Raw genomic sequence first — 26264 nt, 5'->3', positions numbered from 1 at the left:
CTTACTTCGGCTGTTGGGCCTGGCGGAACCAGTCCTGGAAGGTGATCTTGCCGATCCGTGCACCCTCGCCAGGCACGATCGACTGGTCGTTGAGCTCAGACCCAAAATAGCGCGCATGCTGATCTGCCTCGACCGTTCGAGGATCGTCGGCGGCTTGCAGATACCGGGCAATGATCGCGTTCATGGGGGCGCGCTCGGGGCCGGCAATTTCCATCGTTCCGTTGAGCGGCTTGCCTGTGGCTACATCGGCCATCACATCGGCAACGTCGTCCGAGGCGATTGGCTGGAAGGCAGCAGGAGAAAGACGAGCGACGGTGCCGACTGTCGCCTCATCGGCGATTCCCTTCAGGAATTCAAAAAACTGGGTGGAATGGACGATCGTGTATGGAATTGGCGATTCCTTGATGAGTTTTTCCTGGGCAAGTTTGGCCCTGAAATAGCCATTTTCGGGCAGCCGTTCCGTTCCGACGATCGACAGGGCGACGTGGTGTTTTACGCCGGCCTTGGCTGCGGCGGCGAGAAGGTTGCGGCCCGACGTTTCGAAGAATTCAAGCACAGCCTTGTCTTCCCATGAAGGCGCGTTTGCCAGATCGACGACGACCTCGGCGCCGACGAGCGCCTCCGCCAGGCCTTCACCTGTGATGGTGTTTACACCGGTGTTTGGCGACACAGCGAGCACCTCGTGTCCCTTGTTGCGCAGGCGTAGCGCGGTCTTCGACCCTATGAGCCCGGTCCCACCAATAATGACAATTTTCATGACTTATCTCCTTCGTTGTCGGCGTTTTCGACAATGAATGGAGAGACAAAATCATTCTATAATACGCGGGGCGTAGCGACCTAACCGCATTGGTTAGCAGCATCATGCCTAATTATAGGAGTGATCTAGCTGCCGGGTGTCACCAGCGTCAGTGTTGGAAAGTAGGTACGGTATCGTCCGACGTCACGCGTAAGCAAAGTCAACCGGGCCACGGCCGCCTGGGCTCCTATGAAAAAGTCAGGCAGCACGCCTGTGCGGGCCCCACCTGCCTTGCGATATTGCATAAAGACTTTACCGGCAAGGAAGAGTGCTTCTCTCGGGATCGGTATTATTTCCAGTCCGGCCTCATCAATGAACGCGTCGAGGTGTTCGATGCGATTGTAGCGAACCGCAAGTTCGGCGTAGACAACGTCGTTGATCAGCAGGGGGCCCCGCAACGACGCGGCCTCCAACTGCGCGATCGACCAGTCGGCCCATTTCGGGTCGTTGGTGACAAGATCGAGCAACACATTGGTATCAACGAGGATCACTTCTCACCGCGGGTGAGGGCAAGGATCGCATCCGTATCGAGACCGGCACCAGCGTGGCCGCGCAGGCTCCCAAAACGGCTCTTTGGCTGCTTGTTGTCGGCGCGGGTAATGACGACGCTGCCATCGACCGCCCGGTGGAAATCGACCTTGCTGCCGGGCCCGATTCCCAGAAAGTCGCGCACGGGCTTGGGGATCGTCACTTGCCCTTTCGTCGTCACGGTGGTGGTCATTTTATGCCTCTGGTAATGCTCATGTCGCAGAAGGTATTACTTTTGGGCAGGGGATTCAAGCGGTCAGTGGAGCCTATGGCACCACGCGCCACGTACGAATCATCGACATAACGCTCTATGTGCCGGATTTACGGTCATCGTCCGTTGAAGCCGCGCCGCTGCGGCCTTGCGTCGCCCGCAAAAGGTTGTCGCGCAGTTTCGTCACCGATTTCTGCACTTCCGGAAAATCCTCACCAAGACCGGTGGCGTCAACAACCGACGCGGCAGGGATTTTATCGAGAAGTTTCCGTCCGGCAGGCAGTAGGCTCACGCGCACCTGCCGTTCGTCCGCTGGATCGCGGCGACGCTGCAGATAGCCTGTTGTCTCGAGTTTCTTGAGAATAGGCGTCAGCGTATTGGATTCGAGGAATAGTTTTTCACCAAGCGCGCCAACGGTCAGATCGTCCCCTTCGGAAAGCGCGACCAGAGTGATATATTGGGTATAGGTCAGGCCAAGCTTATCGAGTATGGGTTTGTACGCTCGACCAAACGCCAAATTCGCCGAGTAAACCGCGAAACACAGAAAATTCGACAGCTGTCGGCGCTCGTTGGCGGGCACCGTAGAAGAAGGCGCGGCTAAGTCCGTGCCTTTGGCTTTCGAAACAGACATGACGCCTCCTGGGACATAATTTAGATTGCTCCTATATAGATCGCATACGATTAAATCGCAATGGTATTGACATTAGGGTTGCATCTGACTATTTACGTCGCATCCGAAAGGATCGGATACGAGATAATAGCGCGAGGATTTGACGATGACCGAGAAGCTCCTTTTTACTGGAAAGACGCATAACACGAGCGGGCGCGACGGCAGGACGCGCAGCAGCGACGGCAAGCTGGACCTCAAGGTTCCGCAGCCGCATCCTGCCGCCGAAAATCTGTTCGGCGCCGCTTGGTCCGCTTGCTACATGGGAGCGATTGAGGTCGCTGCGGCCCAGAGGAATATCAAGCTTCCAGCAGCAACCGAAGTCGACGCCGAAATCGACCTGAATGTCGACGAGGGCTCCTATTTTCTCCGGGCGCGACTCAGTGTAAGCGTGCCGGGAATCGACCGCGCTCTGGCCGAAGAGTTGCTCGAAGCGGCTCATGCGATTTGCCCGTATTCCAAGGCGGTGCACGGCAATATTGAAGTCGCGACCAAACTCATATGAGGCCAGATCGGTCGGTCTGTTCAAACATGGCAGGCCGACCACTTTGGTAAAAGTGACATCCCAACAGGAGCGCGTTCGATGATCGATGACAATGGAAGGTCAAGCCCGGCCTACAGCGAGTTTTCGCGCGTGCTCGACCCCGCCATTTATGAGGCTTTACCGGACGATTGGATCATCGGAATAACGGACGTCATCGATTCAACCTCTGCTATCGAGGCAGGGCGATATGAAGACGTAAACTACGCCGGGGCGACGATCATAGCCGCGCTCGGCAATGCTTGGGGGTCGTTCGATTTTCCGTTTGTGTTTCGCGGCGACGGCGCCGCGTTCGCGTTGCCGCCACACGGCCATAGGATCGCAACATCGGTGATGCGGCAGGTCTCAAGATTTGCGCAAAGCGATCTCAATCTCAAGTTGCGAACTGGCCTGGTGCCCATTGGAGACATTCGCGCCGCTGGACGCGATGTCAGAATCGCCCGCTACGCGGCGTCGGAACAGGCCACCTATGCTATGTTTACCGGAGGCGGGGTGAAATGGGCCGAGCAGCAGATCAAGGGCGGGCGTTTTCTCGTCGAGCAGGGTACAGACAAGACCAAGCCTGACCTGTCTGGACTTACCTGCGACTGGACACCCTTTCCCAGCCGGCGAGGGGAGATCCTGTCACTTCTGGTAGAGCCGTCGGAAAATACGCACCCCGAAGCCTTCGCCAAGGTCGCGCGAGCGGTCCTTGCAGTCTTCGATACCGGTTCGCGCCGCTCTCATCCGCTTCCCGAGGAGATCGGCATCCCAAGGGACAGCAAGAAATACATCGATGCGAAAATGTGGACGGAGATCGCTTCCAATTCCGATTTCCGCAAGTTTGACGATGGGTTGCGCCTGACGCTGGATTGCACGACCGAACAAATCGAGACAGTGGAAGCCCTGCTCATCGAGGCAAGGGCGCACGGCGAAATCAACTTCGGACTGCATCGACAGTCGCATGCCCTGATGACCTGTCTGGTACCATCGGGACAGCCCAATTCGCATTTGCATTTCCTCGACGGATTGGGCGGGGGCTATACCAAGGCGGCGCAGATGCTTGAAGCAGCTGAGCGCCGTGAAACGTCAACATCGGGCAGGGGTTAGTCACCGGGTTGGGACGACCGCCAGCCGCGCGTCGATAAAAGCGCCAAGGCAAGCGATGTTACCGTAACGTACTTGTCGGTGGATATGTTTGCAAAGGATCATCGGTCCCGCACGCACGCCGTTCACTCCTGTTGTTGGCATCGCGGCGTGGTGTTTTTCGCACGGGCCACATCTACAGAGTGCATGAGATGCTACCGGCGTAACCTTAAGCGTATCACCTGCAGGACATGTCTCTCTGTTTGGGCCCGACCAACGGGAGCACTACAATGGCAGACACAGAATATCCCAACGAGCATTCATCTGTGCCGGCGGTCAGACCTATCCGACAAAGCCGGCGCGAGTTCTTGAGCACTGCCGCCCTGGGGATTGCGGCGGCAACCACGGCGAGCCTTTTTGCCGGACCGGACGCTATGGCCGCGACGGAAGAAATCCGCCCGTTCACGGTGAACATTCCGGACGCCCAACTCGAAGATCTGCGTCGGCGCATCGCCGCTACCAAACTGCCGCCGCAAGAAGTGGTGACGGATGCAACACAAGGTGTGCAACTCGCGACGATCAAGGCACTCGCCGGCTATTGGGGAACGGATTACGACTGGCGCAAAGTCGAGGCCCGGCTCAACGCCTTGCCGCAATTTACGACCGAGATTGACGGGCTGGAGATTCACTTTATCCACGCCCGTTCGAAACATGAGAACGCATTGCCGCTCATCGTCACACATGGGTGGCCCGGCTCGATCATCGAGCAATTGAAGATCATTGACCCGCTCACAAATCCGACAGCATACGGCGGCACCGAAAAGGACGCCTTTCATGTCGTCATACCGTCGATGCCCGGCTACGGCTTTTCCGGTAAGCCGACCACCACGGGCTGGGACGCAGTCCGCATCGCAGCCGCCTGGACCGCGTTGATGAAGCGCCTCGGCTACACGAAATTTGTCGCGCAGGGCGGTGATTGGGGCGCGCTTATTGTCGATCAGATGGGCGTTCAGGCGCCGCCGGAACTGATCGGCCTTCATACCAATATGGCCGGCGCGGTTCCGCCTGAAATTGACAAGGCGGCTTTCGCGGGAGCGCCGCCTCCCGAAGGACTCTCGCCTGAGGAGAAGAACGCCTATGACCAGCTTGCCTTTTTCTACAAGCACGGGCTGGCTTACGCGCAGGAGATGGGGAACCGACCCCAGACCCTCTATGCGATCGAGGATTCGCCGGTCGGCCTCGCCGCCTGGATACTCGATCACGACATCCGCAGTTATGAACTCATAACGCGTGTCTTCGACGGTAAAACCGAGGGCCTTACGCGCGACGACATTCTCGACAACATTACGCTCTACTGGCTGACGAATACGGGTGTGTCTTCGGCTCGCCTCTATTGGGAAAACAAGCTTCCATTCTTCGCGCCGAAGAACGTCACCATCCCGGTAGCCGTAAGCGCTTTCCCCGACGAGATCTATACGGCGCCGCGGAGTTGGGTGGAGAAGGCCTATCCCAAGCTGATCCACTACAACAAGCTCGACAAGGGAGGCCACTTCGCCGCCTGGGAACAGCCGGCGCTGTTCACTACGGAACTTAGAACGGGGCTCCAGTCGCTGCGCTAACCAGCAATCAACGGGGCGGCGGCAATGTGCGGCCGCCCCATTGTGCCGCGAAGTCTTGGAAGAGTTCCGTCGATGCCTCGGCTTTTCCTTAAGGGTCAGCCCTTTGCTGCAGCTTCCAGTCCGGCAATGTCGAATTTCTTCATCTTGAGCATGGCCTCGGTGACACGCTTGGCCTTCGCCGGGTCAGGGTCGCTCATCAATTCACCGAGAAGCTTGGGGGTGATTTGCCAGGACAACCCCCAGCGATCGCGCAACCATCCGCATTGCTCGGTCGAGCCTCCATCTTGCAACGCTTCCCACAGGCGGTCTATCTCGCCTTGGGTCTCGCACTCGACGATGATCGAAAAACTGTGATTGAATGGATCGAGCGGTCCGGCTTCGATAGCCATGTAACGCTGATCGCCGAGGGTAAAGCCTGCGAGTTTAACGCTCCCCGCCGGTCCGCTTGGCGTATCTGCCGGAATGGTCGAGACCCATTCGACGGAAGAGCCGCCAATCAGCGAGGTGTAGAAGCGGATTGCCGCCTCCATGTCTTTCTCGAACCAAAGATGTTGCGTAACCTTCATCGTGCATCCTCCTGTTGAATGGAACTCTGTCCGCAGGACGAAGCTGGAGCTACCATACCGACAGGGCCCACTCAAAAAAACGAACGAAAGTTTGGTATGCCCCGACGTGGGCAGGATATCTTGTCCGCTTCAACTGTCCGGTTGATGCGAACGCCTGAGGGATGCAGAAACCCGTAAATCCTTGATCGACAGGGTTATTCATGTCTCTATTCAGCCTTCGATCGGGCGAGGCATGCTGCGGGCGGCAAGCATCAGGGCAGCCAGCCAAATAGGTGCAGGACTGGGCAACAGAAGAAAGTGGAGCGGGCACTGTGCAAAAGAATTTGACTCGGGTCGGACCCGGCTATCCGCAGGTCGTCGTCCTCTTCGGGGCAACGGGCGATCTCTCCCGGCGCAAGCTTCTGCCGGGCCTGTTCCATCTCGTTAGGGCTGGCTTTATACCCGGGTGCCGCATCGTCGGTGTCTCGCTTGATGAGATCGATGCAGACGGTTTCCGCGCCATCGCACGCGAGTCGCTCAGCACTTTCCTGACCCGCAAATTCACCGAGACCGAATGGGAAGATTTCTCTTCATCGCTTGACTATGTCCCGCTTTCTGCCGGCGCGGGCTTATTAAAGGAAGCGGTGAACAGGGCCGAGGAGGCGCTTGGGCCGGAAACGCGGCGCGTGCATTATCTCTCAGTGCCGCCAAGGGCGGCGCTTTCGGCCGTGCAACTCCTTGCTGAGGCGAAACTCGTTGAGGGTTGCCGCATCATAATGGAAAAGCCGTTCGGCACGGACCTTGTCAGTGCGATGGAACTGAACAAGAGACTGCACGAGGTTTTCGACGAAAAGCAGATTTTCCGTATCGACCACTTCCTCGGCAAGGAACCCGCGCAGAATATCCTCGCTTTCCGCTTCGCCAACGGACTTTTCGAGCCAATCTGGAACCGCAACTTCATAAACCATGTGCAGATCGACGTTCCGGAGACGCTGGGGCTTTCCACCCGCGCGGCTTTCTACGAGACGACGGGCGCCTATCGCGACATGGTGGTGACCCACCTCTTTCAAATCCTGGCCTTTATGGCGATGGAACCGCCCACGGCCTTGGAGCCGGCGCCAATCTCGGAGGAAAAGAACAAAGTGTTCCGCTCCATGCTGCCGATTGAGCCACGCGATGTCGTGCGCGGCCAATATATCGGCTACCGCAAGGAGCCGGGAGTTGATCCGGAGAGTGACACCGATACCTTCATCGCCCTCAAATGTGCCATCGACAATTGGCGCTGGGCGGGCGTGCCCTTCTTCCTGCGCACGGGAAAGCGTCTTGCGGAGGGCCAGCGCATCATCTCGATCGCCTTCCGAGAGCCTCCCAAGTCGATGTTTCCGGCCGGCTCGGGTGTTGGGGCGCAAGGACCGGACCACCTCACGTTCGACCTTGCGGATGCCTCAAAGGTCTCGTTGTCCTTCTATGGCAAGCGACCCGGCCCAGGGTTCAGGCTCGACAAACTGTCGTTGCAGTTCGCAATGAGCGAAACCGGTCTGATCGGCGAAGTGCTCGAGGCCTACGAGCGCCTGATCCTCGACGCCATGCGTGGCGATCACACGCTGTTTACCACCGCCGAGGGTATCGAGCGGCTCTGGGAAATCTCGCAACCGCTCTTGGAAAACCCGCCACCGGTGCGCCTCTATGATCAGGGCGGCTGGGGCCCGAAATCGATCCACCAGCTCATCGCGCCTCATGCTTGGCGCCTGCCGTTCGAGCGTGCCTGGCGAGATCCGGCGAAGGAGTAGTCGGCGGACTTGTCAGCCTTTCCAGGCGAATGCATTCCACGACGGCTTTGCGCCCTCGGCCGACCTTAAGCGCGTGATGTTGGGACCCGGCAACAAATATAGCGCCTAGCCGAACCTGCCGCAGCCATCGCGTAGCGAGGTGAGGCTCCAACCCGTCTGCCTGGGGAATCGTGCGCATTGACCGTCGCGCAATTCTGGATCAACTTAAAAGTGCAGAGATACGCAGCGGCCGTGGGCGGAGGCGGCTGTGATGCTCTCCGTCGAACGGACAGGGCCACAATTGCTCTCGCCCTGCAACGGCTGAAAGCCTCACATATTCAATCCGCATTGGAAAACCGCGTTTCAGACAGCCAACAGGCATAGGCGATCAGCAGTGACAACAGCTGCCGGACCATTGAGGCGTAGCTTATTCAGGAAATACTTCACGACGATTTTTGCTGCAGTTCTGCTGCCCATCATTGTTAGCGGAACGATCGAGGCATGGCTTGGGTATCGCGACCAGCGCGCCTCCATTGATTCCAGGCTCTTGTCTGAGGCGCGCGCATCGTCGGAACGCATCAGCAGTTTCCTGAACTCAATCATTGACCAGATGGGATGGACCGTCCAGTTGCCCGTCGCCTCTGTGAGCCCTGAAGAACGGCGGTTCGACGCCCTTCGCCTGCTGCGCCAAGCGCCCGCCATCACCGAGTTCGCGCAGGCCGACCGCCAGGGCAAGGAACTCCTGCGCGTCTCCCGCGTCGTGCCGGACATCATGGACAGCGGGCGTGATCTGTCGAACGAAGCCAGCTTTCAGGAATTGATGGAAAACGGGAGCCGGTTTGGGTCGGTCCATTTCTCGCGAGGATCGGAGCCCTATATGGCTATCGCGATTGCCGGCGAGAAGAGCAGCACCGGGGTGGCGATCGCGGAAGTCAACCTGAAGCTGATCTGGAGCGTGATCGCCAACATCAGGGTCGGCCAGAAGGGCCACGCCCATGTCCGCGACCGCATAGGGCGGCTGATCGCGCACCCCGAAATTGTCCGGGTGCTTCGTGGCGAGGACCCGGGAGACCTTATGGCAGTTCCCGAACGGCAGGCTGTGGCCGATGATATAACGCAGGTGCCGGTCCGATCGGACCCGGTGATTGTCCGGCGCGGGGATAGCGGGGCGTGGGTGATCGCCGGCAGCGCCATCGTTCCCGGACCGAACTGGACCGTGTATGTCGAGCAACCCCTATCGGAGGCGTTCGCTCCGATCTATGCCGCGTTGTGGCGGACCGGCCTCCTCCTCATCGCAGGCATCGGGGTGTCGGCTGCACTCGCTTACGTGCTCGCAGGCAGAATCACCGGTCCCATCCGCTTGCTGGAACAGGGCGCCACCAAAATTGGTGCGGGACAGTTCGATCATCGCGTTCGCATCGACAGCGGCGATGAACTCCAGGAACTGGCGGAACGATTTAACATAATGGCGGATGAAATCGCGCTTTCGAAAGAGCGTTCAGAGCGCATCGCCCGACTGAGGCAGTTTCTTGCGCCGCAAGTGGCGGAGTTGATTGAGATCGAGGGCTCCGAGAAACTGCTGGAGAGCAAGCAGGCCGATGTCGTAGTGGTGTTCGGGGACCTGCGCAATTTTACAGCCTTCTCGGCGAAAGCGGAGCCGGGCGAAATCATGGCGGTACTGGAAGAGTTCTTCACCGTGCTCGGTCAGCTGGTGCAGAGGCACGAAGCGACGCAAACCGGCTTTTCTGGTGATGGTTTTATGCTGCTATTGAACGCCCCCGTGCCCTGTGACGATCCAGTAGGGCGTGCAGCGCGGATGGCGGTGGATATACAGGAGGCGGTTCAGGAACTCGTCTTCCACTGGACTTCCGTCGGCTACAGGATTGGGTTCGGGATGGGGATGGCAGCGGGTGCCGCGACGGTAGGGCGTATCGGCTATGAGGGGCGGCTCGAATACACGGCTATCGGACCCGTGGTCAATCTGGCGTCGCGCCTTTGCTCCGCGGCGAAAGATGGGCAGATCCTCATCGACGCTGCCACCGCACGGCAGATCGGACCTGCTTTTCCACTGGATGACCTTGGAGAGCGCTTGTTGAAAGGGTTCGAGGCAGACACCCGCGTATTCGCCATCAAGATGAAAGAGCGACGGGTGTGCGAATAGATGAGCTTACTCAATCACCTCGTCCGCCATCAGTAAAATGGAGCGCGGCACTTCTATTCCGAGGGCTTTTGCTGTGGAAAGGTTGATCGCAAGTTCAAAGACGGTCGGCTGGATGACCGGCAATTCAGAAGCAGCCGCGCCCTTGACCATTCGCGCGGCATAGACGCCCGCCTGGCGATAAGCCTCCGAGAAGCTCGAGGCGTAACTGATTAGACCGCCATCGATCACATAGTCCTTCTGGTCATAGATGGCGGGGAGCTTATGCTTGGCCGCTAGTTTGACGATCGTAGCGCGCTGGCTCGTCAGGAAGGGACTGCCGCCGATAACGACGGCATCGGCTCCCGCTGCGGATATCCGGTCGAAGGCAGCTTCAAGTTCCTCGACTCCACTGACTTCTGCAACAATCAGCCGCCGTCCAATCGAGGTGATTGCGGACTCGGCCTTGGCGCGATTTGCTTCGAACCCGGGATATTTCGTGTCGATCAGCAAGGCGACATCGACTGCGGCGGGCGCCAGTTCCATCAGGATTTCGGTTCGCTTACCCGCAAGCTCGCCGCCGCCGAAGAACGTGACACCTGTCAAATTGGCGTTCGGCCGGGCCAGATTATCGACGAGGCCCGCCTTGACCGGATCGTCGGCCGACACGAAAACGATGGGAATGTCGGATGTAGCGGCTCGTGCCGCTTCCACAGCGACGCTGTTGCCCACGATCACTGAGACTTTGGCAGACACCAGTTCCGCTGCGATCTGCGGCAGCAGTTCCGGCTTGTTGTCGGCCCAGCGATATTCGATCACGACGGTCTCGCCCTCAACCAGCCCTTCTTCGGCCACCCCCTTGCGGAAGGCCTCTACAAGGGAAGCGAAGGGTCCGGCAGGCGAACTCCTGAAGAACGCAATCACCGGCAGATTGGCGGCGCGGGCCGGCGGCGCACCGTTGAATGGGAGCACAAGAAGTGCTCCGGCCATCACGCCGACCAGCGCCCGACGCCCGATCCCAGCACCCTGTTTCATGGATTTGCCTCCAGACCTGAATGGTGCTGCCTCGTGGCGGGGCATCTCGGCGCCGCTACGCGCACGTTCGTGAATTTAAACATCACTCCGAGCCTCCTCACATCCTATCAGCAACCAGCCGAACGGCAACGGCGCGCAACGGTACCCACTGCGGGAATGATTTTCGCTTTGCGCCCGCGTATCGGTGTCGCGGCGGTCTCCAAATGGCGAGGTCAATAGGGCCAATACCGGCGGACAGCCTGGAGTTGTCGCGGGGCGATCACACTTGAGGCGTCGCAGCGCAGGCCGAGCCTATCGATAAGGGCGCCACTCCGGCCAATGATTCCGTTCGGTATATGGCCTGTCTGGCATTCGACAGTGAAACTGCGCACGGCTTGCCCGCCGATGCCTTCTTGCGGGCGGAATATGCCGGATGGTGCACTGTTCGCCAATGTGCGGCATTGAATTTCAATGTGATTGACGATCTCGAAACGGTCGACGAAGACATTCAAACGCGCAACGAAGGTGTTGGCGCCCATACAGTTCACGCGGTTCGAGTGACCACCATTGCCGCCGGTTGCGCCTGGATTGCTGATCGGCATCAGTGTCGTACCGTCTGCCTTAAGTCTTTTGCAGGCCGGTGCAATTGCGTCGAGTGCACTACCCGTTCTCATGTTGAATCCGATCAGGACATGATTTGGGGGACACAAGATCTTGAAGGGGCTACCCCCGGAGCCGCCGACTTGCGTTGTCTGGCTTGCGCCATGGGCAACCGTTGTCAGGGCGAAGAAAATTAAGCCGACGCTGCGAGCCAAAGCGCTCATGGGGGAACCTCCTTTATGTCTCGGACTGTTCGCTATGGTCTTGTTCTAGCAGCGACACATCTTGTTCGCGTCAACCGTTCGGTTGATGCGGGCCAGATCCGTATGATCCGAGGGGATTAGCCGACGAGGGCGTTTGAATACCCGGCAACCAGTTTCACCAGATCGGACTGCCGGGCGCTGCCAGTCTTGTGGAATAGGCGTTGGAGGTGCGTCTTCACCGTCGCCTCGGAAAGTCCAAGCACCGCTGCCACGTCCGCAACGCCGCCGACCTCGATGATCGCAAAGAGAACCCGTAATTCCGCCGGCGTCAGGTGAAACTCCTGCGCGACCGCCTCTGGCGGCGATGGCAAATCCAGTGCAGCTTTGTGAATGAAGACAGTTGCCACGGCCTCGTAGGAGATACCCGCCCGACGCCGCGCACCGGAGGTCAGGGTTAGCACGTTGGCGACAAACCGCTCACCATTGTGCGCCCGCAGCGGCACTGCGATACCCCTCCGGCCCAACGTCGCATCGCCGCCGCCCGAAGCGTTGAAGCTATCCAGCAACGCTCGGTCAGCCGCCTGGTCGATCGCCCCAAGTCGGCCGTTGCGCGCTCGCACGACACTCGCTTCGGCCACCATGATGTGGCCGCTGACATTGGCGTGGACGACGCGGCCGGTGCCATCGACCATGAACATCGCGGACGCAAGCGTATCGAGGCTGTCAGCAAGAGCCGCGGCCTCGACCTTCTTGAGATCGATCACTCTTCCGATCAGAAGCGCCCGCCGCACATGCGGGACGACGAGATCGAACCGTTGGCGCATCCGGTCGTCGACCATACCGTCGCTCATGCGGCGGAATACGGTGAAAAGTGCGCAACCCGTCGGCGTTTTTTCGAGGTTCGTGAACAGACCATCCATGTAGCCCTGGGGCAGCAGGAATTCCTGAAAAAACCGTGTGCGGCAGAACTCTTGGCGCGGGAGGACATCAGGAACCCAGTGTGTCTCTTCGACATCGAAAAATATCACGGTTGGAAAGATCGGGTTAATCTTAAAGTATTTTTCAGAATAGAGTTGAATATACTGAGGATCTTGATTGGCAGCGAAGTAAAAATCAGGGTTTTTTCCAACCGCACTGTGCGAAATAAGATTGGCCGAGCTCCCGCCGATGAACCCGCAGGCGAGATCAAACACTCTTGGCCACAGGTCAGGGTTTAGCGCGGCATCATAAATTTCGCCGACCAGCGTCGAGAACCCCTCAATCTCGGACATGTGAACAATCCGTGTTCTGGCCCCGTATTGATAGACCCATAGCACACGGTGCACGTGGCCGCATCCCGTTCGTGATTACCCGAGAAAGTTTGTCAAGCCGCGAGCCAGACAGGAAAGTGCACCTTGGGGCCGGCCAGTGGCGGGTAGGCAGAAGCCTCTCTTCACTTTACTGGCTAACACTGAATTATATGTATAATACGAGTTATTCAGGAAAGGTTCGCCCCATTACGATGAAAGTCACCATCGCCGAATTCATCCGCCATTTTGGCCGGTTCCACGATCAGGCGCGAAAAGAGCCAGTCATCCTGACCAAGCACGGACGCGAAAGCGTCGTTGTCGTCTCTGTCGAGACCTTTGAAAAGTTGATGCAGAGCAACGATCCTCGCCGCGCCTACGACATCGACGAAACGCCGCCCGAACTGCGCACCATGATCCTTGACGAACTCGACCGGTTCGACACCGAGCTAGCAAACGATCATGACTGAGCCGCGCTATCCCTCCGGCACCATTGTCGAATATCCCTATCTTTGGCGCTGGCAGGCCGAGAAAGGCCGCGAGCATGCCGAGAAACACCGGCCGGTCTGCTTGCGCTATAGATTTGGGATGACCGGCAGGCGGTTCATCACATGATCTATTTGCCGATTTCAGGAACGCCGCCGCATAGGGACCAAGTTGCCCTCGAAATCCCGACCCTGGAACTTCGCCGCGACGGGTGCGCGATCACAAGCGCGGCGGGATTGCGCTTCACGAATGTAACTACGACATAGCCGAGCGCTCGTTTCAATTCGATCTAACAAAGGTCGCTAGGCCACATCACTGTAAAATGCTGAAATCAAAAACTTAATTGGAAGTTTGATATTGCGTAACTTACTTTTTTGTGGGACGTGTGGGACGTAAGACAAATGACATTTTTTTGATTGATTTCAATTTCTCCCCGCTATCTTCGGCGCCCGCCTGGTAGCTTTTTTAAAAGAGGAATATATTCATGAAATTTAAATTGTTTGCCGTTAGCGCACTCGCGTTGCTGGCAGCCTGCAACGATGACGAAAAATCTGCAAAGGCTCCGCCTTCCACCACCTCGACGTTTGAAACGCCTGCCGCTATCTCGACATCTGAAACGCCTGCCGCACCCGTGGCCGAGACTTCGGCGCAAGGTACACAGGGTGTATCTACTGCGGTTGTTGCCGTTCCACCGGAAGCGACGGAAACGGCTGCATTTGAAACGCCTGCCGCACGGGTGGTAGCCGAGACTTCGGCGCGAGGCACGCAAGGCTTATCTACTGCGGTTCCTGCGGTTGTTGCCGTTCCACCGGAAGCGACGGAAACGGCTGCATTTGAAACGCCTGCCTCACGGGTGATGGCCGAGACTTCGGCGCGAGGTACGCAGGGCGTATCTACTGCGGTTCCTGCGGTTGTTACCGTTCCATCGGAAGAGACGGAAACGGCTGCATTTGAACGGCTGGCGCCCGCCGACAAGGTGTTCGAAGACCCCAATACATATCAGACGAGTTTTCTAGGACAGATCGGACTTGCCGACGTGACGGAAGAGGCATCGGTCAAACGGCATGTCATCAATATCAATGGTCAGGATGTGCCCTTTGTTGCGCGGGCGGGGCATCTGATTGCCTATGAGGTTGATCAGACGGGCGAGAGCGCTACCACGCTTCCGGATGGAACCGTTGAGCCAGGCAAAGTGCCGCAAGCCGCCATTTTCTACACGGCCTACACACGTGATGGCTTGGACAAGGGCAAGCGGCCGGTAACCTTTATATGGAATGGCGGGCCAGGTTCGTCTTCGATCTGGCTGCATCTGGGATCGTGGGGACCAAAGCGGCTGAAATCGGATGCGCCCAACATGCCCGATAGAACCATAATGCCGGAAAGTTTTCCCTTTGTCGACAATGACGTCTCGCTGCTCGAAGTATCGGACATTGTCTTTGTCGATCCTCCAGGCACCGGTTTTTCGACAGCAATCGCCCCTCTCGAAAATCGCGACCTGTGGGGTACCGATATCGATGCCTCGGTTGTGGCCAATTTTATCACCAGCTATATCAACACATATAACCGGCAAAGTTCGCCCAAATATCTCTACGGGGAATCCTATGGCGGCATTCGCACGCCCATCGTGGCCAATCTGCTTGAACAGGCCGGCACGAGCGGTTATGCGACAGACCCTTCCGGCAAGCCGGCTCAGGTCCTGAACGGTTTCATTCTCAACTCGCCTTTGGTCGACTACAATTCAAACTGTAGTATGGCGAAAAATCCAGTTATGGCTGCTCTCGCGGGGAGTTATATAAAATATAGGTCTTGCGCCGGCTACTTTCCTTCGTATGCGATGACGGCTGATGCATTGAAGAAGTCGACCAAACGCGGCAACAAAAGCCAGGAACAATATCTGGATGAGCTGCGCCAGTTCGCACGCAAAGCGAACGACGAATACGAGAACATGATCGACACCTCCTTGCGATCACCGGCTCTTACTGATGAGGGCACATCTTATCTCACTACGTTAAGCTCTTATATCGGGATTCCACTTGAGCCTACGGTCGACAATCTCACGTATGTACCCGAAGATTTTCGAGAAAATTTGATTCCAGGCTTTATACTCGGTCGCTACGATGCGCGTATGATGGTTCCGAAAGGCAATTATTTTGATGCCGATGCCTATCTCGACGAGGCTTTCGCCAGTCAGTTACTAACATATTTCCCCGATTTTACGAATTACAAGACGGAAACACGTTATGAGCCGTTAAACATCTTCAGTATTGTGTTTTGGAAGTGGGCGCGTGCAGACGCCGGAAAAGGGTTCCCGCAAAGTGTGACCGACATTCAAAGTGTGCTGACAGCCAATCCGAATGCAAAGATGCTGGTCCTGCACGGCTATGAGGATATAGCCACACCCGGCTTTCAGACGGAGCTTGATCTGGAGCGCGCCAATCTTAAGGAACGCATTCCGGTCAAATGGTTCGAAGGCGGCCATATGACTTATAATACCGAAGCATCGCGGGCGCCCCTGAAGGAGACAATCAACAAATTCTATACGACACCGGCGGAAGAATATGTCAACGGAGCCGATTCATCGACCTCTGCAGCCGTTGCCACCGCTGTCCAGGCCATGCGGTAAAGGGGATTATGATGAAGACCAACAGATTATTCCATGTATCATCTCTTGTCATCGTATCGCTGCTCACCGGCATTAATCTGGCCGCGGCTTTCGATGAGCTACCGCGCCCACCGGAAAGCGCCGGTCTCACGGTGGCGCCGCCACAGACGGAGCAAACGGTCACTGCCGCAGTGACCAAGCAATTGCGCGGTCGCTTTGCCAAGGCGGCGGGAGGAGAAGGCAGGCTCCTGTCACAGGCGCAGGCCAAGGCTGCCGGATGGGGATTTGTCAGCGACAATTTCAGTAGCATCGACCGTGACAAGGACGGATTTATCAAATTCGACGATCTGCAGCTTTTCGCCGCTGCGCGCAGCCCGCAAAAGCTGATGCAGGCGCGCAAAATGCAACAACAGCAAAAGCAGACGATTCAGAAAATCGAATAAGGAAATCGTCAGCTGGAAATAGCGATATCTATCGTTCAACGGTAGATATCCGCGGGCATCTGGGGCACGGATAAAGCAGAAGACGGGTGGATTGATCACACGCGCTAGCGCGCATCTATTAATGTTTCTTCTCTCTGGAGATTGTCCCGGCAAACCGCGGGCGGCATCGAGCCGCCCGCGGTTGTTTGCTGCCGGGCTGCTAGACCGTGATCCGCCCCTGTCGCCTTGGCGATTTGCCAACGTCAGGTTTCGCGACCGCTACCGGGTGCACACAATGTTCCTCGCGCCGGACCATCTGGTCGTCATGGCGTTCGCGGCGCCTGAGAGTTCACGAACCAGCTAATAGAAAAGGCCGTCATTCTCGCCATCCGTTTCATGAGCCGCGTGCCGGCAAGGCGATATTTGACCCGTGGACCAACTCGCCGTCTTTGACTTGCACCGTCACGCTGGGCCGGAATGAGTTCGATAGGCGGATTGCAATATCTCCCCATGGCCTTTCGCCGGATTTGGTCGCCGATGTTGAGGAGGCGTGATGCGCGGCAGGGAGGGGCGGACACCAACTTCCAGCGGACGATCGGGGGCAAACGATATTTTCGCTGTCACGCGCTTGAAAGATGGGGCAATTTCAAAGACAAATTAACTCTAATTGCCGCCGCCTTCATTTTCTTGTTTCGATTTTTAGATCAGTTTGATTCTTGGGGTTCCCATGCGTTATGGTTCTATATTTGTTTTCTTGCTTGCCCTGACATTTCCCCCACTGATTTCAACAGTATGGAAGAGATCAACGCCTTTATTGCAAAACACAAGGGAGAAGCCATGCCCGACGGCTATGTTCTTCCGCTGGGTTTTTGTGGCGATGGAATCCAGTGCCTATTACTCCAGGCTAATGTGTTGAAATATCACAAGGCCGCTTACAACAAGGACAACGATGCCCAGAGGAACGTCTCCTATTGCATTTATTCTGGCTGCCGCAATGCAATAGGCAAGAACCCGGTCCTTGGCTGCGCCTGGCGGATCGTCATCCTGGCGTCGGGAAGCTCGAGGGAATCAGACACAGTCTTCCTCAAGTTGTGCATAGATCAAATCGGCGCGCCGGGGATGGCAGCCGCCAGGGCGCAGGCCGCAACCCTCTTCCGGACAATTTACAAGCGCGAGATACCGGCTGAGTGGCAGTGACCACTACTCGCAGGAAACTGCCACACGGCGAGCTTATCGCCGCGCTATCCCCGCGAAATTCGCCCGCGCTCCACCCCATTAAAATCCCCTATGGGATACCAGCCGAGAATGTCATAGGATCGAGTATCAAGACCAGCCGCAGATGAGCCTATGACGACCGCGTTATAATTTTCTCGAAGGCTATTCATTGATGTCGCCGGCAATTGGAAGACAAAGAACGCGCGGGCCTCACTTGCGAAATTCGACGTGGGTTCGCGCCACCGGAAACCCGTACTTGCTCACCCATGCATCGTTGATCAACAACCCATTGCTTTGCAACGTCATCTTGTCATGAAACCGGACGCGATTTTTACGGGTGTTGCCGTCAAGATAGACGTCGTAGCTGAAGCGCGCCGTGTCACCGTTCACGCTTACAAGCGCACGCCCGACCACGTCTTCTCGGGTGCCAAGGTATGTCGTGGGGCTTGTCTTGACGAATTGCCAGGTCTTGCGGTCCGTCTGACCGTCCGCATAGGTGAAATCCTCTCGGAGAAGCAGACGCTTGCCGTTCCACCGGCCGGTCAGCCGAACTTTGAAGCTTTTTTTAACGCCGTTGATGGCACTGAATTGTCCGTCCGCGCGAGTATGCCCGGTGAAGTACTTCTCCAGCACAAGGTCGTTTGCCGAAGCGGCGGTGAGAAGGCTGCTGGCAATGAAGGCAATGGCAATCGTCAAACACTGGCGCAAGGTTTTCTCCTTCGCTATTCGGATACGTCTGTATACGCAAAGCGCTCGGTTTTGGATGACGAGCGCGATTTCTGGGATCGTTCGATGTTCTGGCGCAGCTTGTGCTGAGCTGCCTCGTCAAGCGGGAAGTTCCACATGATGCCGATCGCTGCCAGTTTGAAGGCGATCGGTAGCCAAGCATAGAGCATGCTCAACACATCAAGAGCGAATGCCCCGGATTGGCCCTGAGCCTGTGCATTAAAACCGGACCACTGCAGGATCGGAAACACCAGCCCGACCGCAAGAGCCAGTGAAAACTTGGTGGCCAGACTCCAGGCCGCAAAATATATCCCCGTCCTTTGACTGCCGGAGGTGGCTGTATCGATGTCAACGACGTCCGCCTGGATCGAAGCGGGCAGGGCGAGGTCAAATCCGAGAAGCAGTCCGGTGAAGCCGCAAATTATCGCAAATGGGCCGACATCTCCCCGGTCAAGAAAGCCGCTGAAGGTAAACACCAGACATGCGACGCCCATGGCATAACACCATGCCCTATGTTTGCCGACGATCTTTGCCGCCCATGCGGCAAGCGGGACGCCCACAATCCCGCAGATAAAATACAGAAAAAGCAACGGACCGCGCATACTCGGTGCGTCCAGGCGGTCCGATACGAAATAGAGAAACAGGGTGGCGGGAATGGCGTTGGCAAGACCATTGAGGACGAATGCCAGCAGGAGGCGCAGGAATGCATAGTTGCCGATTAGCGCTTGCACGCCTTGCATCAAGGTCACGCTTCTTGTGGATCGATTGCGCGGCTCGGCCACGCACCACACCGCAATTAAGCCGGCAACCGGTAGCAACACCGCGACGAGGACCCCGACAGCCGCAAGTCCGTGGAAGGTGAGGGTGGGATCGAGCCCGACGGCGAAGGGTAACACTATCGCGAGCAAGGTGCCGGCGAGTGTCGCGCTTTCACGAAACGCGGCAACTGTCGAGCGGCCGCTGTAATCGGTTGCGAGTTCGGCGCCCCAAGCCGTATAGGGAAGGATTGTGGCGGTATGTCCAACCGACAGAACGATGCCCCACCCGAACAGATAGTACACGCCGGCGTCTGTCGGCGGCCAGAAGACCATGAGCGCTGCGGTTGTGGTAACGGGTATCGACAGGACAAACAGGCTGCGCCTTCGCCCGAAAGCCGGGGTATAGCGATCCGAAAACCACCCGATGATTGGATCGCTTGCAGCATCGAAGAGCCGTATTAGAAGCAGCACCGAACCGAGCGTCGCAAGGGATATGCCCGTAACCTCGCTGTAAAACGTGGGCACAATGATATAGAGCGGCAGTGTAAGAGCGGCGATGGGAATGGCCGGCAAGGCATAGGCGATGTACCGACCCAGTGCTAACGGCCTCAATGAATTTGTCATCCGCCTATGCGGGCTGTGCCGGCCGTCCCGTCGTCCCGCAGCCACGCAATCCTATTGATGCCGATCTTGCGCACTGCAAAACAGAATTGCTTTCCGTCGTACCATGTCGGCCATTTCTGGCACAGCACATTGCCTTGGATCCACCATTTTCCCGCTTCCCGCGGCGCGAACATCCGTGCAATCGTTATCCCTGAAATGTTGCCGATGACTGTTCCGTTGGATTGATAAATCAGCGGAAGCTCGACTCCAAACGGTGTTGAAAGATAAACTCTTTGGCCGCTAATCAGCTCTCTGATGTCGGCTCCGGACAAGCTTTGTGCCCATGTCGGATGGACCAGCGCCAAGACGATAAGCGCCGACGGGAGAACAGAAGTTTTGAGACGTACAACCATTTGCAAAACCCTTCAGCAGCGACGAATTGGGTACGGGTGTAGTCATCGGCATTGTCCAAAGTATTTGGGCCACGCTGATTTCGAACGCTTTAATTACGTCGCGACACAAGTGTTGGATTACCCTTAAGCAGGATTTTCTAAGTCTTTTAATTCAACAGTAATTTTAGACCTGCGTGATATTGTCGGTGTGCAACCGTGCTTTAGGTTTCGAAAATGACTGCGTAAACATCAGCTCCCATGGAGCGAAAGGCTTTTGCAATGGATCGGCCTCGCTCAAATGGAATGGGCGAATTTCCGATGCCGTCAACGAATTGACTTTTATTGCGAAAGATCTGCCCGTGCTCGGGATTGGGGCATTGTTGGGGAAAGCGGAAGGTGGCACGTCATAGTTGACTATACGCAAGGTAACTTGCCGACCGGCTCGATTACTCGGGATAGGACTCAACGCCCTCGGGCACCGACTTATTGAAAAGAATGAATACCAAGGGGTTTCCGGGCTCTGACATTGCATCGCTGCGCTGGCCTGTTACCTCCCCGGCAACGCTGCTCGTATACTCCGCAACAATCTCGCCGAAGCTATTGCGCTGGATGGCAACTTTTTGTCCGGCTTCAACTTTGTCGTTAAGTTTGACCAAATGCTCAACTAGTCCGCCTGCGGTCGCCAGGACCGGGAAGGCGCTGTTACCGACAAAGACAGTCACGTCCTTGCCTGTACGCCCCATTGGCCCGGCGATGATGCCATGATGCTTGAGGACGTTCATCGTCCCTTCGACGAAGAGGGAGCTCATCTCGATATCGAGGTGGCGCGCAGCACCGATTTCCGGCGTAAACGACGGAATGCCCACGTCCATGAACGCGTTGTGCAGAACGCCGGGATAAACGTGATTGTCGAAAATCTGACCGACGGGATAGAGCTCCACCATCGCCTTGACCTCCGGCACATCCATGCCGCCGAGGTTAAATGCAGTGACTTCAAATCCAGTTGTTCCGGTGTGGAAATCGATCGCGAAGTCGGCATTCGGCCGCAACAGCCGGTTGAACAAAAGCCCGGCGTGCCGGCTGGGTGCGGTGGCGCCGTTCTCGTTGCCGGGCCACTCGCGATTCATATCGATGAGATCGATGCCCCTGCCCTGATTAGGCCATCTCCGCTGCATGCTTTCGAGGGCGGGGCGGGAGATATCTGTGACCGCCATCACGGTACCCGACATTTCCGCAGGATTGAGCTGGTTCATCACTGTCTGGACCGTATGCACAGAACTCATCTCATCCCCGTGCACGCCACTTGTCAGGATGCCGCGCTTCCCGGGTTTTGCTCCCTTGGCCACCGTCACAGACACATACCAATGCTGTCCAGTCGGCATCTCAACGCCCTGAAAATATAAAAGGTGCTTCTTGCCTGGCTCCAGGTCATTGACGTCGAGCGAACTGACGACCTTTTTGCCTTCGATAACATCGCCAGCGTAGACGGTTCCGGATGTCGGATTGGCAGGGGGTGTCGCTTGGGCTTGAGCATTCGCAGTGCCAGCGTTGCCGGCGAGCGCAGCCGACGCGCCGACTGTGGCAATGGATGCGATCATGAAATCGCGGCGATCGAGGCGGCCTTTCGATTTGTCCGACATGAGGAATCGTCCTTTGTCATCTGAGAAACTGCGTAAGAACAACTACGTACACGTGGTCACAGGTATCTTCAGCAACCTAGACCACAACCAGCTACTCGCAAAGTTGCTATTTCTGTGGGGCTGTGCGGGAGGGCCCAAGCAGTTGGTGGAGCGGGCACAATAAGAAAGAACAGCCAACCAAATTGACTGGCGCCCGGCGCTTTGCGGAAGGATTGCGCTACATCAATTGTATCGTATGCCTAATAATTTTGACTGATCGCTGAAATTCAATCATTATCTATTTTGGTCGGAATCGTTTGGTACCTCGGGGGGAGGACGCGATGAGCATGACCCAAGCGCTTAAAACCTTGCCGAGGGGCCGCCTGAACTACTGTTGGCTGCCAGCCGCTCTAACTTTTATTATGACCGCGCTGGCCATCCCCGTGAGCTTCGCCCAGACAACCTGTCCTACTCCTGTAACCGCGTCCGGAACGGAATGCACGGTGCCACCCGGAACGACAATCACCGTCGCGCCAGCCAACAGCGTCGGTGAGAATGCATCTGCGGGAGCAGAGATCACCAGCAACGGCGTCACAGTGAACCTCGGGGCCGCAACCACAACGGGAGCCTTGGCCCAGGCCGCTGCATCGATCGTTTTCAATGGCAGTACGCTCGTTACCACCGCGACAACCACGGCGACGTCGGCGGGGCAGATCGGATTGCGTGCTTTGGGCAGCGGCAGCACGATCAATGCTTCCGGATCGTCGATTACAATGGGGCCGGCCAACGGAACGACGACGGCCAACGGCATGACCGGGGCTGTCGCAGAGGGCGGTGCTGCCCTCTTTCTTACTAACACACCGATTACGATGCTGGGCGGAGCAGCGGGCATCAACAATCACGGCGTGGTTGCAACAGGAACGGGAAGCACGGTCAGCTTTCTCGGTGGAAGATAGCGACGCGATCCAGGACCTCGTACGGTGTCTTGGCGCAAAACGGGGGCGTCGTCACCCTCGGCAACGCCGCCCAGGTCTCGACAACCGGCGTCGGTTCAGCCACGGTTGCCGGAAGTCATGCCCTGTTTGCGACGGGTGCCGGCAGCGAGATCAACGGCACCGGAATTGCTGTCAACACCTCCGGCCTGATGGCCAGCGGCGCGCGGGCGGAAAACGGCGGCAAGGTCTCTCTTGTCAGCTCCACCATTGAGACGAGCAGTACAGCAGTCGCCGACACGGATCCGTCGTCGGCGGCGCGGGCGCTATCTGGCGGCATTGTTCAACTCGGGGGTGTGACGATCAACGCAACGGGACTTCGGGGCGTGGGGATCTCGGTTCAGGACGCGGGCTCGCAAGCAATCGTTTCGAATTCCAATATTACGGTCACCGGCACCCGCGCCCCGGCAGTGTTCATCTTTAACGGCGGTCAGGCAAGCTTCACCAGCAGCAGCCTGGTTTCTAGCAACCAGCACGGCGTCCTTGTGCAAGATGCGGGTTCGACGATCAATCTGACCGATACTTCGATTCAGGGCAGTACGTCACCGGCGGTAATAGGCTACGGGTTGCGGGTGCAATCCGGAGGGGCCGCCACGATGGTCGGGGGCTCGGCGGCGACGGCAGGTCGCGATTCTCCCGGCCTGTACGCCGCCAACGGAACCATTTCGGCCACCGATGTGGCGGTAACGACCTCCGGGCCGGACAATGCCATGGGCGTGCTTGCCGATCTTGGCGGTCAGATCACTCTTAATGGCGGGACAGTCACAACAACCGGAAATGCGGTCAGGCAAGCCTCTTTCCCGCATGCACTCGGCGCGCGCAACCCGGGCGGCATTCTAACTTCAACGGACACCACGGTCCTGACCACCGGCATTACCGCGATGGGCGCGGTTGCCGACGACGGCGGCACGATGTTCCTGACCGGAAATCAGATCACGACACTCGGCTTCCGCAGTATTGGCCTGTACTCGATCACCGAACAGGTCGGCGCGCAGTTTCCGGCAAACCTGACGGCGAGCGCTGTAACTGTCGATACGTCCGGCGAATTCGCGCATGGCGCAGCAGCGCAGGCGCGCAATGACGTCGCGGTGGAGAAGGCTACACTCACTGTCAATGACAGCAGCATAACAACTCATGGCGGCGGAGCTGTTGGTTTGCGCGCAACGCTCGGCGACTATGGGACCCGCCCGATCTCGGGCCGGGGTGAAGCCGCCGTGATCGCCAACCGAAGTACCATTTTGACCGAGGGCGCGGGCGCACATGGTGCGTTGTCGCGCGATAATCCGACTTCGGTTACCATGAACGATACCTCGGTTCTCGCCACAGGCGCAGTCGCGCACGGATCGGTGGCGCAAGCCGGCGGCCTTATCGTGGGCAACAATGCAAGCGTGACCGCGATCGGGGCCGATGCTGCCGCGCTGTTCCTGGTTGGCGAAGCAGCCCCTGTGTCGACAGCGATCTTTACAAACAGCCAATTGCGCAATGTCAGCGGGCCCACGATTGGCGTGGCTGGTGTGGGAGATGCCTCCCTGACCGGCTCGGTTGCTGGCGGCAGTGGCGAATGGCTGCGAGTGGGTACGATCGACGACTTTCCTCTGCTCGCAGCGCCTGAGCCTCCTCTGACCGGAATACCAGACCCGCTCGATCCTGACTCGCCCTTGCCGCCGCCGCTGGGTGCTTTTCCCGCTCCCGCCGCGCCTGCTGCGATCCCGGGTCTTGCCAATATTCTCCTCGACGGTTCCACGGTGACGGGGTCGGCTTTCACCGCTCCCGGCAGCGTCTCCAATGTGATTATGCGCAACAACAGTCTTTGGAACGTCACGGGCAATTCCAACGTGACTTTTCTGCTTAACGATCCGAGCCTCATCGACTTTTCGCCGCCGGTCGGCGATACCACCCTCTTGTCCAGCTATAAGACGCTGACAACGGTCAACTATGTCGGCGAGGACGGCCAGATCGCCTTCAACACCTATCTCGGCGCGGATGGCTCACCCTCGGACATCCTGATCATCGATGGCGGCACAGCAACAGGCAGCACCGGGGTGATCGTCAGGAACACCACGGGTCCGGGCGCGCTGACGGTAGCCGATGGCATCCTAATCGTTGATACCATCAACGGCGCGACCTCGACACCAACTGCCTTTTCCCTTATCGGCGATTACGTCACCAGGCAGGGCGAGCAGGCGGTTGTCGGCGGTGCCTACGCCTATACACTCAACTATGGCGGCGTTGGTGCCAACGTCGCCGACAACAACTGGTATCTCCGCTCCGTCCTTGAGCCGACGCCACCTGGACCGACACCCGATCCACCGGTGCCGTTGTACCAGGCTGGCGTGCCGCTCTACGAAGCCTATGCACAAAACCTTTTGGCACTGGGCGGCTTGCCGACCATGCAGCAGCGTGTCGGCAACCGCTACTGGCAGGAGCCGGCCCCGGTGGGAGAGGTATTCTGTAAGGATCCCGATCAGAACTATCGCTGCAAGGTCACCGCGGAACAGGCGCAGTATTATGGACTTGGTGGCCAGAATGTCATCGAAGGCAACGGCATGTGGACACGGCTTGAAGGATCGCACCTCAACATCGATCCGGCGGAGAGCACCAGCGGCACCGACTACGACACCAATCTTTGGAAGCTGCAGGCAGGGTTTGACGGGTTGCTATACGAAGCGACGGACGGCAGCCGCCTTATTGGCGGTGTCACTCTCCACTACGGTCAGGCCAATAGCGACGTCAGTTCCATCTATGGCGAGGGCAGCATCGACACAGACGGCTATGGTTTTGGCGGTACTTTGACGTGGCTATCGCAAAACGGATTTTATGTCGACGGTCAGGCCTCGCTGACCTGGTTCAACAGCGATCTCGATTCCGACACCGCCCATCGTAATCTTGCCGACGGCAATGACGGCTTCGGTTATGCGCTGTCGGTTGAAACCGGCAAGAAGGTCGATGTCAGCGAGAGCTGGACAGTCACGCCGCAAGCGCAACTTGTCTATGCCAATGTCGACTTTGATGACTTCACCGATCCGTTCGGGGCTGATGTTTCGTTGGGCAGCGGCGAGAGCCTGCTTGGGCGGCTCGGCATTTCGGCGGACCGCGATCAAATTTGGAAAGACGAGGCGGGCAAAATGAAGCGCAGCCACGTCTACGGCATTGCCAATCTCTACTACGAATTCCTCGGTGAAACGAACGTCGACGTATCGGGAACAAGGTTCGAGACGCGTCCGGAAAAGTTCTGGGGCGGCATCGGCGTCGGTGGTTCCTACAACTGGAACGACGACAAATACTCACTTTATGGCGAGGTCTCCGCCAATACCAGCCTTGAAAGCTTTGGCGACAGCTATGCCTTAAACGGAACGGCCGGTTTCCGGGTGAAATGGTAGGACCGGACATGGCCAACCGAGGTCCAATCGTAACTGCGTTAACAACAGACGTACGAGACATGGCTGCGGAGTGGCGATTAACATCCTG

At 57.6% G+C, this 26264-nt stretch carries 24 protein-coding genes; 12 read left to right on the top strand and 12 right to left on the bottom strand.

The window, feature by feature from the left end:
- Position 1: 1 nt before the first annotated feature.
- The 4 genes from AC1DNI_RS19310 to AC1DNI_RS19295 form a co-directional block, all read right to left on the bottom strand.
- Positions 2-757 carry an SDR family oxidoreductase gene (locus AC1DNI_RS19310; protein ID WP_477693039.1) on the bottom strand — a complete coding sequence of 252 codons (756 nt, stop codon included), beginning with the start codon at positions 755-757 and terminating at the stop codon, positions 2-4.
- Positions 758-882: 125 nt separating this feature from the next.
- Positions 883-1287: a PIN domain-containing protein gene (locus AC1DNI_RS19305; RefSeq protein WP_113281075.1), complete on the bottom strand. Its 405-nt coding sequence runs from the start codon at positions 1285-1287 to the stop codon at positions 883-885.
- Positions 1284-1517: an AbrB/MazE/SpoVT family DNA-binding domain-containing protein gene (locus AC1DNI_RS19300; RefSeq protein WP_091924085.1), complete on the bottom strand. Its 234-nt coding sequence runs from the start codon at positions 1515-1517 to the stop codon at positions 1284-1286. The genes AC1DNI_RS19305 and AC1DNI_RS19300 overlap by 4 nt, the downstream gene beginning before the upstream one ends.
- Before the next feature lie 115 nt (positions 1518-1632).
- Positions 1633-2166 carry a MarR family winged helix-turn-helix transcriptional regulator gene (locus AC1DNI_RS19295; RefSeq protein ID WP_477693038.1) on the bottom strand — a complete coding sequence of 178 codons (534 nt, stop codon included), beginning with the start codon at positions 2164-2166 and terminating at the stop codon, positions 1633-1635.
- Positions 2167-2311: 145 nt separating this feature from the next.
- Here AC1DNI_RS19295 and AC1DNI_RS19290 point away from each other — a divergent pair, with 145 nt between their 5' ends.
- From AC1DNI_RS19290 to AC1DNI_RS19280, 3 genes are all read left to right on the top strand, one after another.
- Positions 2312-2707, top strand: coding sequence for an Ohr family peroxiredoxin (locus AC1DNI_RS19290; protein ID WP_477693037.1), 396 nt, complete (start codon positions 2312-2314; stop codon positions 2705-2707).
- A gap of 78 nt (positions 2708-2785) precedes the next feature.
- Entirely contained in the window at positions 2786-3832 is a 1047-nt protein-coding gene (locus tag AC1DNI_RS19285) for a DUF3095 family protein (protein ID WP_477693036.1), read from the top strand.
- Positions 3833-4098: 266 nt separating this feature from the next.
- Entirely contained in the window at positions 4099-5427 is a 1329-nt protein-coding gene (locus tag AC1DNI_RS19280) for an epoxide hydrolase family protein (RefSeq protein WP_477693035.1), read from the top strand.
- A gap of 95 nt (positions 5428-5522) precedes the next feature.
- On the opposite strand, the gene AC1DNI_RS19275 is transcribed toward AC1DNI_RS19280, so the two are convergent.
- The gene (locus tag AC1DNI_RS19275) at positions 5523-5993 is read right to left on the bottom strand and encodes a VOC family protein (protein ID WP_477693034.1); all 471 of its coding nucleotides are present in this window, start codon (positions 5991-5993) and stop codon (positions 5523-5525) included.
- 311 nt (positions 5994-6304) lie between these two features.
- On the opposite strand from AC1DNI_RS19275, the gene zwf reads away from it, so the two are divergent.
- Together zwf and AC1DNI_RS19265 are read left to right on the top strand one after the other, a co-directional pair.
- Entirely contained in the window at positions 6305-7762 is a 1458-nt protein-coding gene (gene zwf, locus AC1DNI_RS19270) for a glucose-6-phosphate dehydrogenase (protein ID WP_477693033.1), read from the top strand.
- Between the two features lie 373 nt (positions 7763-8135).
- The gene (locus tag AC1DNI_RS19265) at positions 8136-9902 is read left to right on the top strand and encodes an adenylate/guanylate cyclase domain-containing protein (RefSeq protein ID WP_477693032.1); all 1767 of its coding nucleotides are present in this window, start codon (positions 8136-8138) and stop codon (positions 9900-9902) included.
- A gap of 6 nt (positions 9903-9908) precedes the next feature.
- Here AC1DNI_RS19265 and AC1DNI_RS19260 read toward each other — a convergent pair whose 3' ends face one another.
- The 3 genes from AC1DNI_RS19260 to AC1DNI_RS19250 all read right to left on the bottom strand — a co-directional run bounded on the left by AC1DNI_RS19260 (position 9909) and on the right by AC1DNI_RS19250 (position 12966).
- A complete protein-coding gene (locus tag AC1DNI_RS19260) occupies positions 9909-10913 on the bottom strand; it encodes an ABC transporter substrate-binding protein (protein ID WP_477693031.1) in 1005 nt (334 codons plus the stop codon).
- 212 nt (positions 10914-11125) lie between these two features.
- On the bottom strand, positions 11126-11716 hold the full coding sequence (locus AC1DNI_RS19255) for a hypothetical protein (protein ID WP_477693030.1): 591 nt from the start codon (positions 11714-11716) through the stop codon (positions 11126-11128).
- Positions 11717-11832: 116 nt separating this feature from the next.
- Positions 11833-12966 carry a helix-turn-helix transcriptional regulator gene (locus AC1DNI_RS19250; RefSeq protein WP_477693029.1) on the bottom strand — a complete coding sequence of 378 codons (1134 nt, stop codon included), beginning with the start codon at positions 12964-12966 and terminating at the stop codon, positions 11833-11835.
- A 230-nt stretch (positions 12967-13196) separates the two neighbouring features.
- On the opposite strand from AC1DNI_RS19250, the gene AC1DNI_RS19245 reads away from it, so the two are divergent.
- From AC1DNI_RS19245 to AC1DNI_RS19225, 5 genes are all read left to right on the top strand, one after another.
- Positions 13197-13451 carry a type II toxin-antitoxin system prevent-host-death family antitoxin gene (locus AC1DNI_RS19245; RefSeq protein WP_477693028.1) on the top strand — a complete coding sequence of 85 codons (255 nt, stop codon included), beginning with the start codon at positions 13197-13199 and terminating at the stop codon, positions 13449-13451.
- Positions 13444-13596: a hypothetical protein gene (locus tag AC1DNI_RS19240; protein ID WP_477693027.1), complete on the top strand. Its 153-nt coding sequence runs from the start codon at positions 13444-13446 to the stop codon at positions 13594-13596. Before AC1DNI_RS19245 ends, AC1DNI_RS19240 begins: the two co-directional genes overlap by 8 nt.
- A gap of 355 nt (positions 13597-13951) precedes the next feature.
- Positions 13952-16090 (top strand): S10 family serine carboxypeptidase-like protein, encoded by a 2139-nt coding sequence (locus AC1DNI_RS19235; protein WP_477693026.1) that lies wholly within the window; start codon positions 13952-13954, stop codon positions 16088-16090.
- 11 nt (positions 16091-16101) lie between these two features.
- The gene (locus AC1DNI_RS19230) at positions 16102-16512 is read left to right on the top strand and encodes a hypothetical protein (RefSeq protein WP_477693025.1); all 411 of its coding nucleotides are present in this window, start codon (positions 16102-16104) and stop codon (positions 16510-16512) included.
- Positions 16513-16968: 456 nt separating this feature from the next.
- Complete coding sequence (locus AC1DNI_RS19225; RefSeq protein ID WP_477693024.1) at positions 16969-17688, top strand: hypothetical protein; 720 nt, start codon at positions 16969-16971, stop codon at positions 17686-17688.
- Positions 17689-17916: 228 nt separating this feature from the next.
- Here AC1DNI_RS19225 and AC1DNI_RS19220 read toward each other — a convergent pair whose 3' ends face one another.
- The 4 genes from AC1DNI_RS19220 to AC1DNI_RS19205 form a co-directional block, all read right to left on the bottom strand.
- Positions 17917-18402, bottom strand: a complete 486-nt coding sequence (locus tag AC1DNI_RS19220; RefSeq protein WP_477693023.1) for a DUF3833 family protein — start codon at positions 18400-18402, stop codon at positions 17917-17919.
- Between the two features lie 26 nt (positions 18403-18428).
- The gene (locus tag AC1DNI_RS19215; protein WP_477693022.1) at positions 18429-19814 is read right to left on the bottom strand and encodes an MFS transporter; all 1386 of its coding nucleotides are present in this window, start codon (positions 19812-19814) and stop codon (positions 18429-18431) included.
- Positions 19811-20206: a hypothetical protein gene (locus AC1DNI_RS19210; protein ID WP_477693021.1), complete on the bottom strand. Its 396-nt coding sequence runs from the start codon at positions 20204-20206 to the stop codon at positions 19811-19813. The genes AC1DNI_RS19215 and AC1DNI_RS19210 overlap by 4 nt, the downstream gene beginning before the upstream one ends.
- Positions 20207-20631: 425 nt before the next feature.
- Positions 20632-21825, bottom strand: coding sequence for a M14 family metallopeptidase (locus tag AC1DNI_RS19205; protein WP_477693020.1), 1194 nt, complete (start codon positions 21823-21825; stop codon positions 20632-20634).
- A gap of 482 nt (positions 21826-22307) precedes the next feature.
- On the opposite strand from AC1DNI_RS19205, the gene AC1DNI_RS19200 reads away from it, so the two are divergent.
- Positions 22308-22760: a hypothetical protein gene (locus AC1DNI_RS19200; protein ID WP_477693019.1), complete on the top strand. Its 453-nt coding sequence runs from the start codon at positions 22308-22310 to the stop codon at positions 22758-22760.
- Between the two features lie 29 nt (positions 22761-22789).
- Positions 22790-26176: an autotransporter family protein gene (locus tag AC1DNI_RS19195; RefSeq protein WP_477693018.1), complete on the top strand. Its 3387-nt coding sequence runs from the start codon at positions 22790-22792 to the stop codon at positions 26174-26176.
- The last annotated feature ends 88 nt before the right edge of the window (positions 26177-26264 follow it).

The organism is Phyllobacterium sp. 01N428, from assembly GCF_056399405.1.
Note: the sequence above shows the minus strand (reverse complement) of the source record. Positions and strands in the feature narration are given on the sequence as shown.

Coding starts and splice junctions, on each gene's coding strand:
- AC1DNI_RS19310 (WP_477693039.1), bottom strand. CDS start 757: ATGAAAATTGTCATTATTGGTGGGACCGGGCTCATAGGGTCGAAGACC.
- AC1DNI_RS19300 (WP_091924085.1), bottom strand. CDS start 1,517: ATGACCACCACCGTGACGACGAAAGGGCAAGTGACGATCCCCAAGCCC.
- AC1DNI_RS19295 (WP_477693038.1), bottom strand. CDS start 2,166: ATGTCTGTTTCGAAAGCCAAAGGCACGGACTTAGCCGCGCCTTCTTCT.
- AC1DNI_RS19290 (WP_477693037.1), top strand. CDS start 2,312: ATGACCGAGAAGCTCCTTTTTACTGGAAAGACGCATAACACGAGCGGG.
- AC1DNI_RS19285 (WP_477693036.1), top strand. CDS start 2,786: ATGATCGATGACAATGGAAGGTCAAGCCCGGCCTACAGCGAGTTTTCG.
- AC1DNI_RS19280 (WP_477693035.1), top strand. CDS start 4,099: ATGGCAGACACAGAATATCCCAACGAGCATTCATCTGTGCCGGCGGTC.
- AC1DNI_RS19275 (WP_477693034.1), bottom strand. CDS start 5,993: ATGAAGGTTACGCAACATCTTTGGTTCGAGAAAGACATGGAGGCGGCA.
- AC1DNI_RS19260 (WP_477693031.1), bottom strand. CDS start 10,913: ATGAAACAGGGTGCTGGGATCGGGCGTCGGGCGCTGGTCGGCGTGATG.
- AC1DNI_RS19255 (WP_477693030.1), bottom strand. CDS start 11,716: ATGAGCGCTTTGGCTCGCAGCGTCGGCTTAATTTTCTTCGCCCTGACA.
- AC1DNI_RS19250 (WP_477693029.1), bottom strand. CDS start 12,966: ATGTCCGAGATTGAGGGGTTCTCGACGCTGGTCGGCGAAATTTATGAT.
- AC1DNI_RS19245 (WP_477693028.1), top strand. CDS start 13,197: ATGAAAGTCACCATCGCCGAATTCATCCGCCATTTTGGCCGGTTCCAC.
- AC1DNI_RS19240 (WP_477693027.1), top strand. CDS start 13,444: ATGACTGAGCCGCGCTATCCCTCCGGCACCATTGTCGAATATCCCTAT.
- AC1DNI_RS19235 (WP_477693026.1), top strand. CDS start 13,952: ATGAAATTTAAATTGTTTGCCGTTAGCGCACTCGCGTTGCTGGCAGCC.
- AC1DNI_RS19230 (WP_477693025.1), top strand. CDS start 16,102: ATGAAGACCAACAGATTATTCCATGTATCATCTCTTGTCATCGTATCG.
- AC1DNI_RS19225 (WP_477693024.1), top strand. CDS start 16,969: ATGAGTTCGATAGGCGGATTGCAATATCTCCCCATGGCCTTTCGCCGG.
- AC1DNI_RS19215 (WP_477693022.1), bottom strand. CDS start 19,814: ATGACAAATTCATTGAGGCCGTTAGCACTGGGTCGGTACATCGCCTAT.
- AC1DNI_RS19210 (WP_477693021.1), bottom strand. CDS start 20,206: ATGGTTGTACGTCTCAAAACTTCTGTTCTCCCGTCGGCGCTTATCGTC.
- AC1DNI_RS19205 (WP_477693020.1), bottom strand. CDS start 21,825: ATGTCGGACAAATCGAAAGGCCGCCTCGATCGCCGCGATTTCATGATC.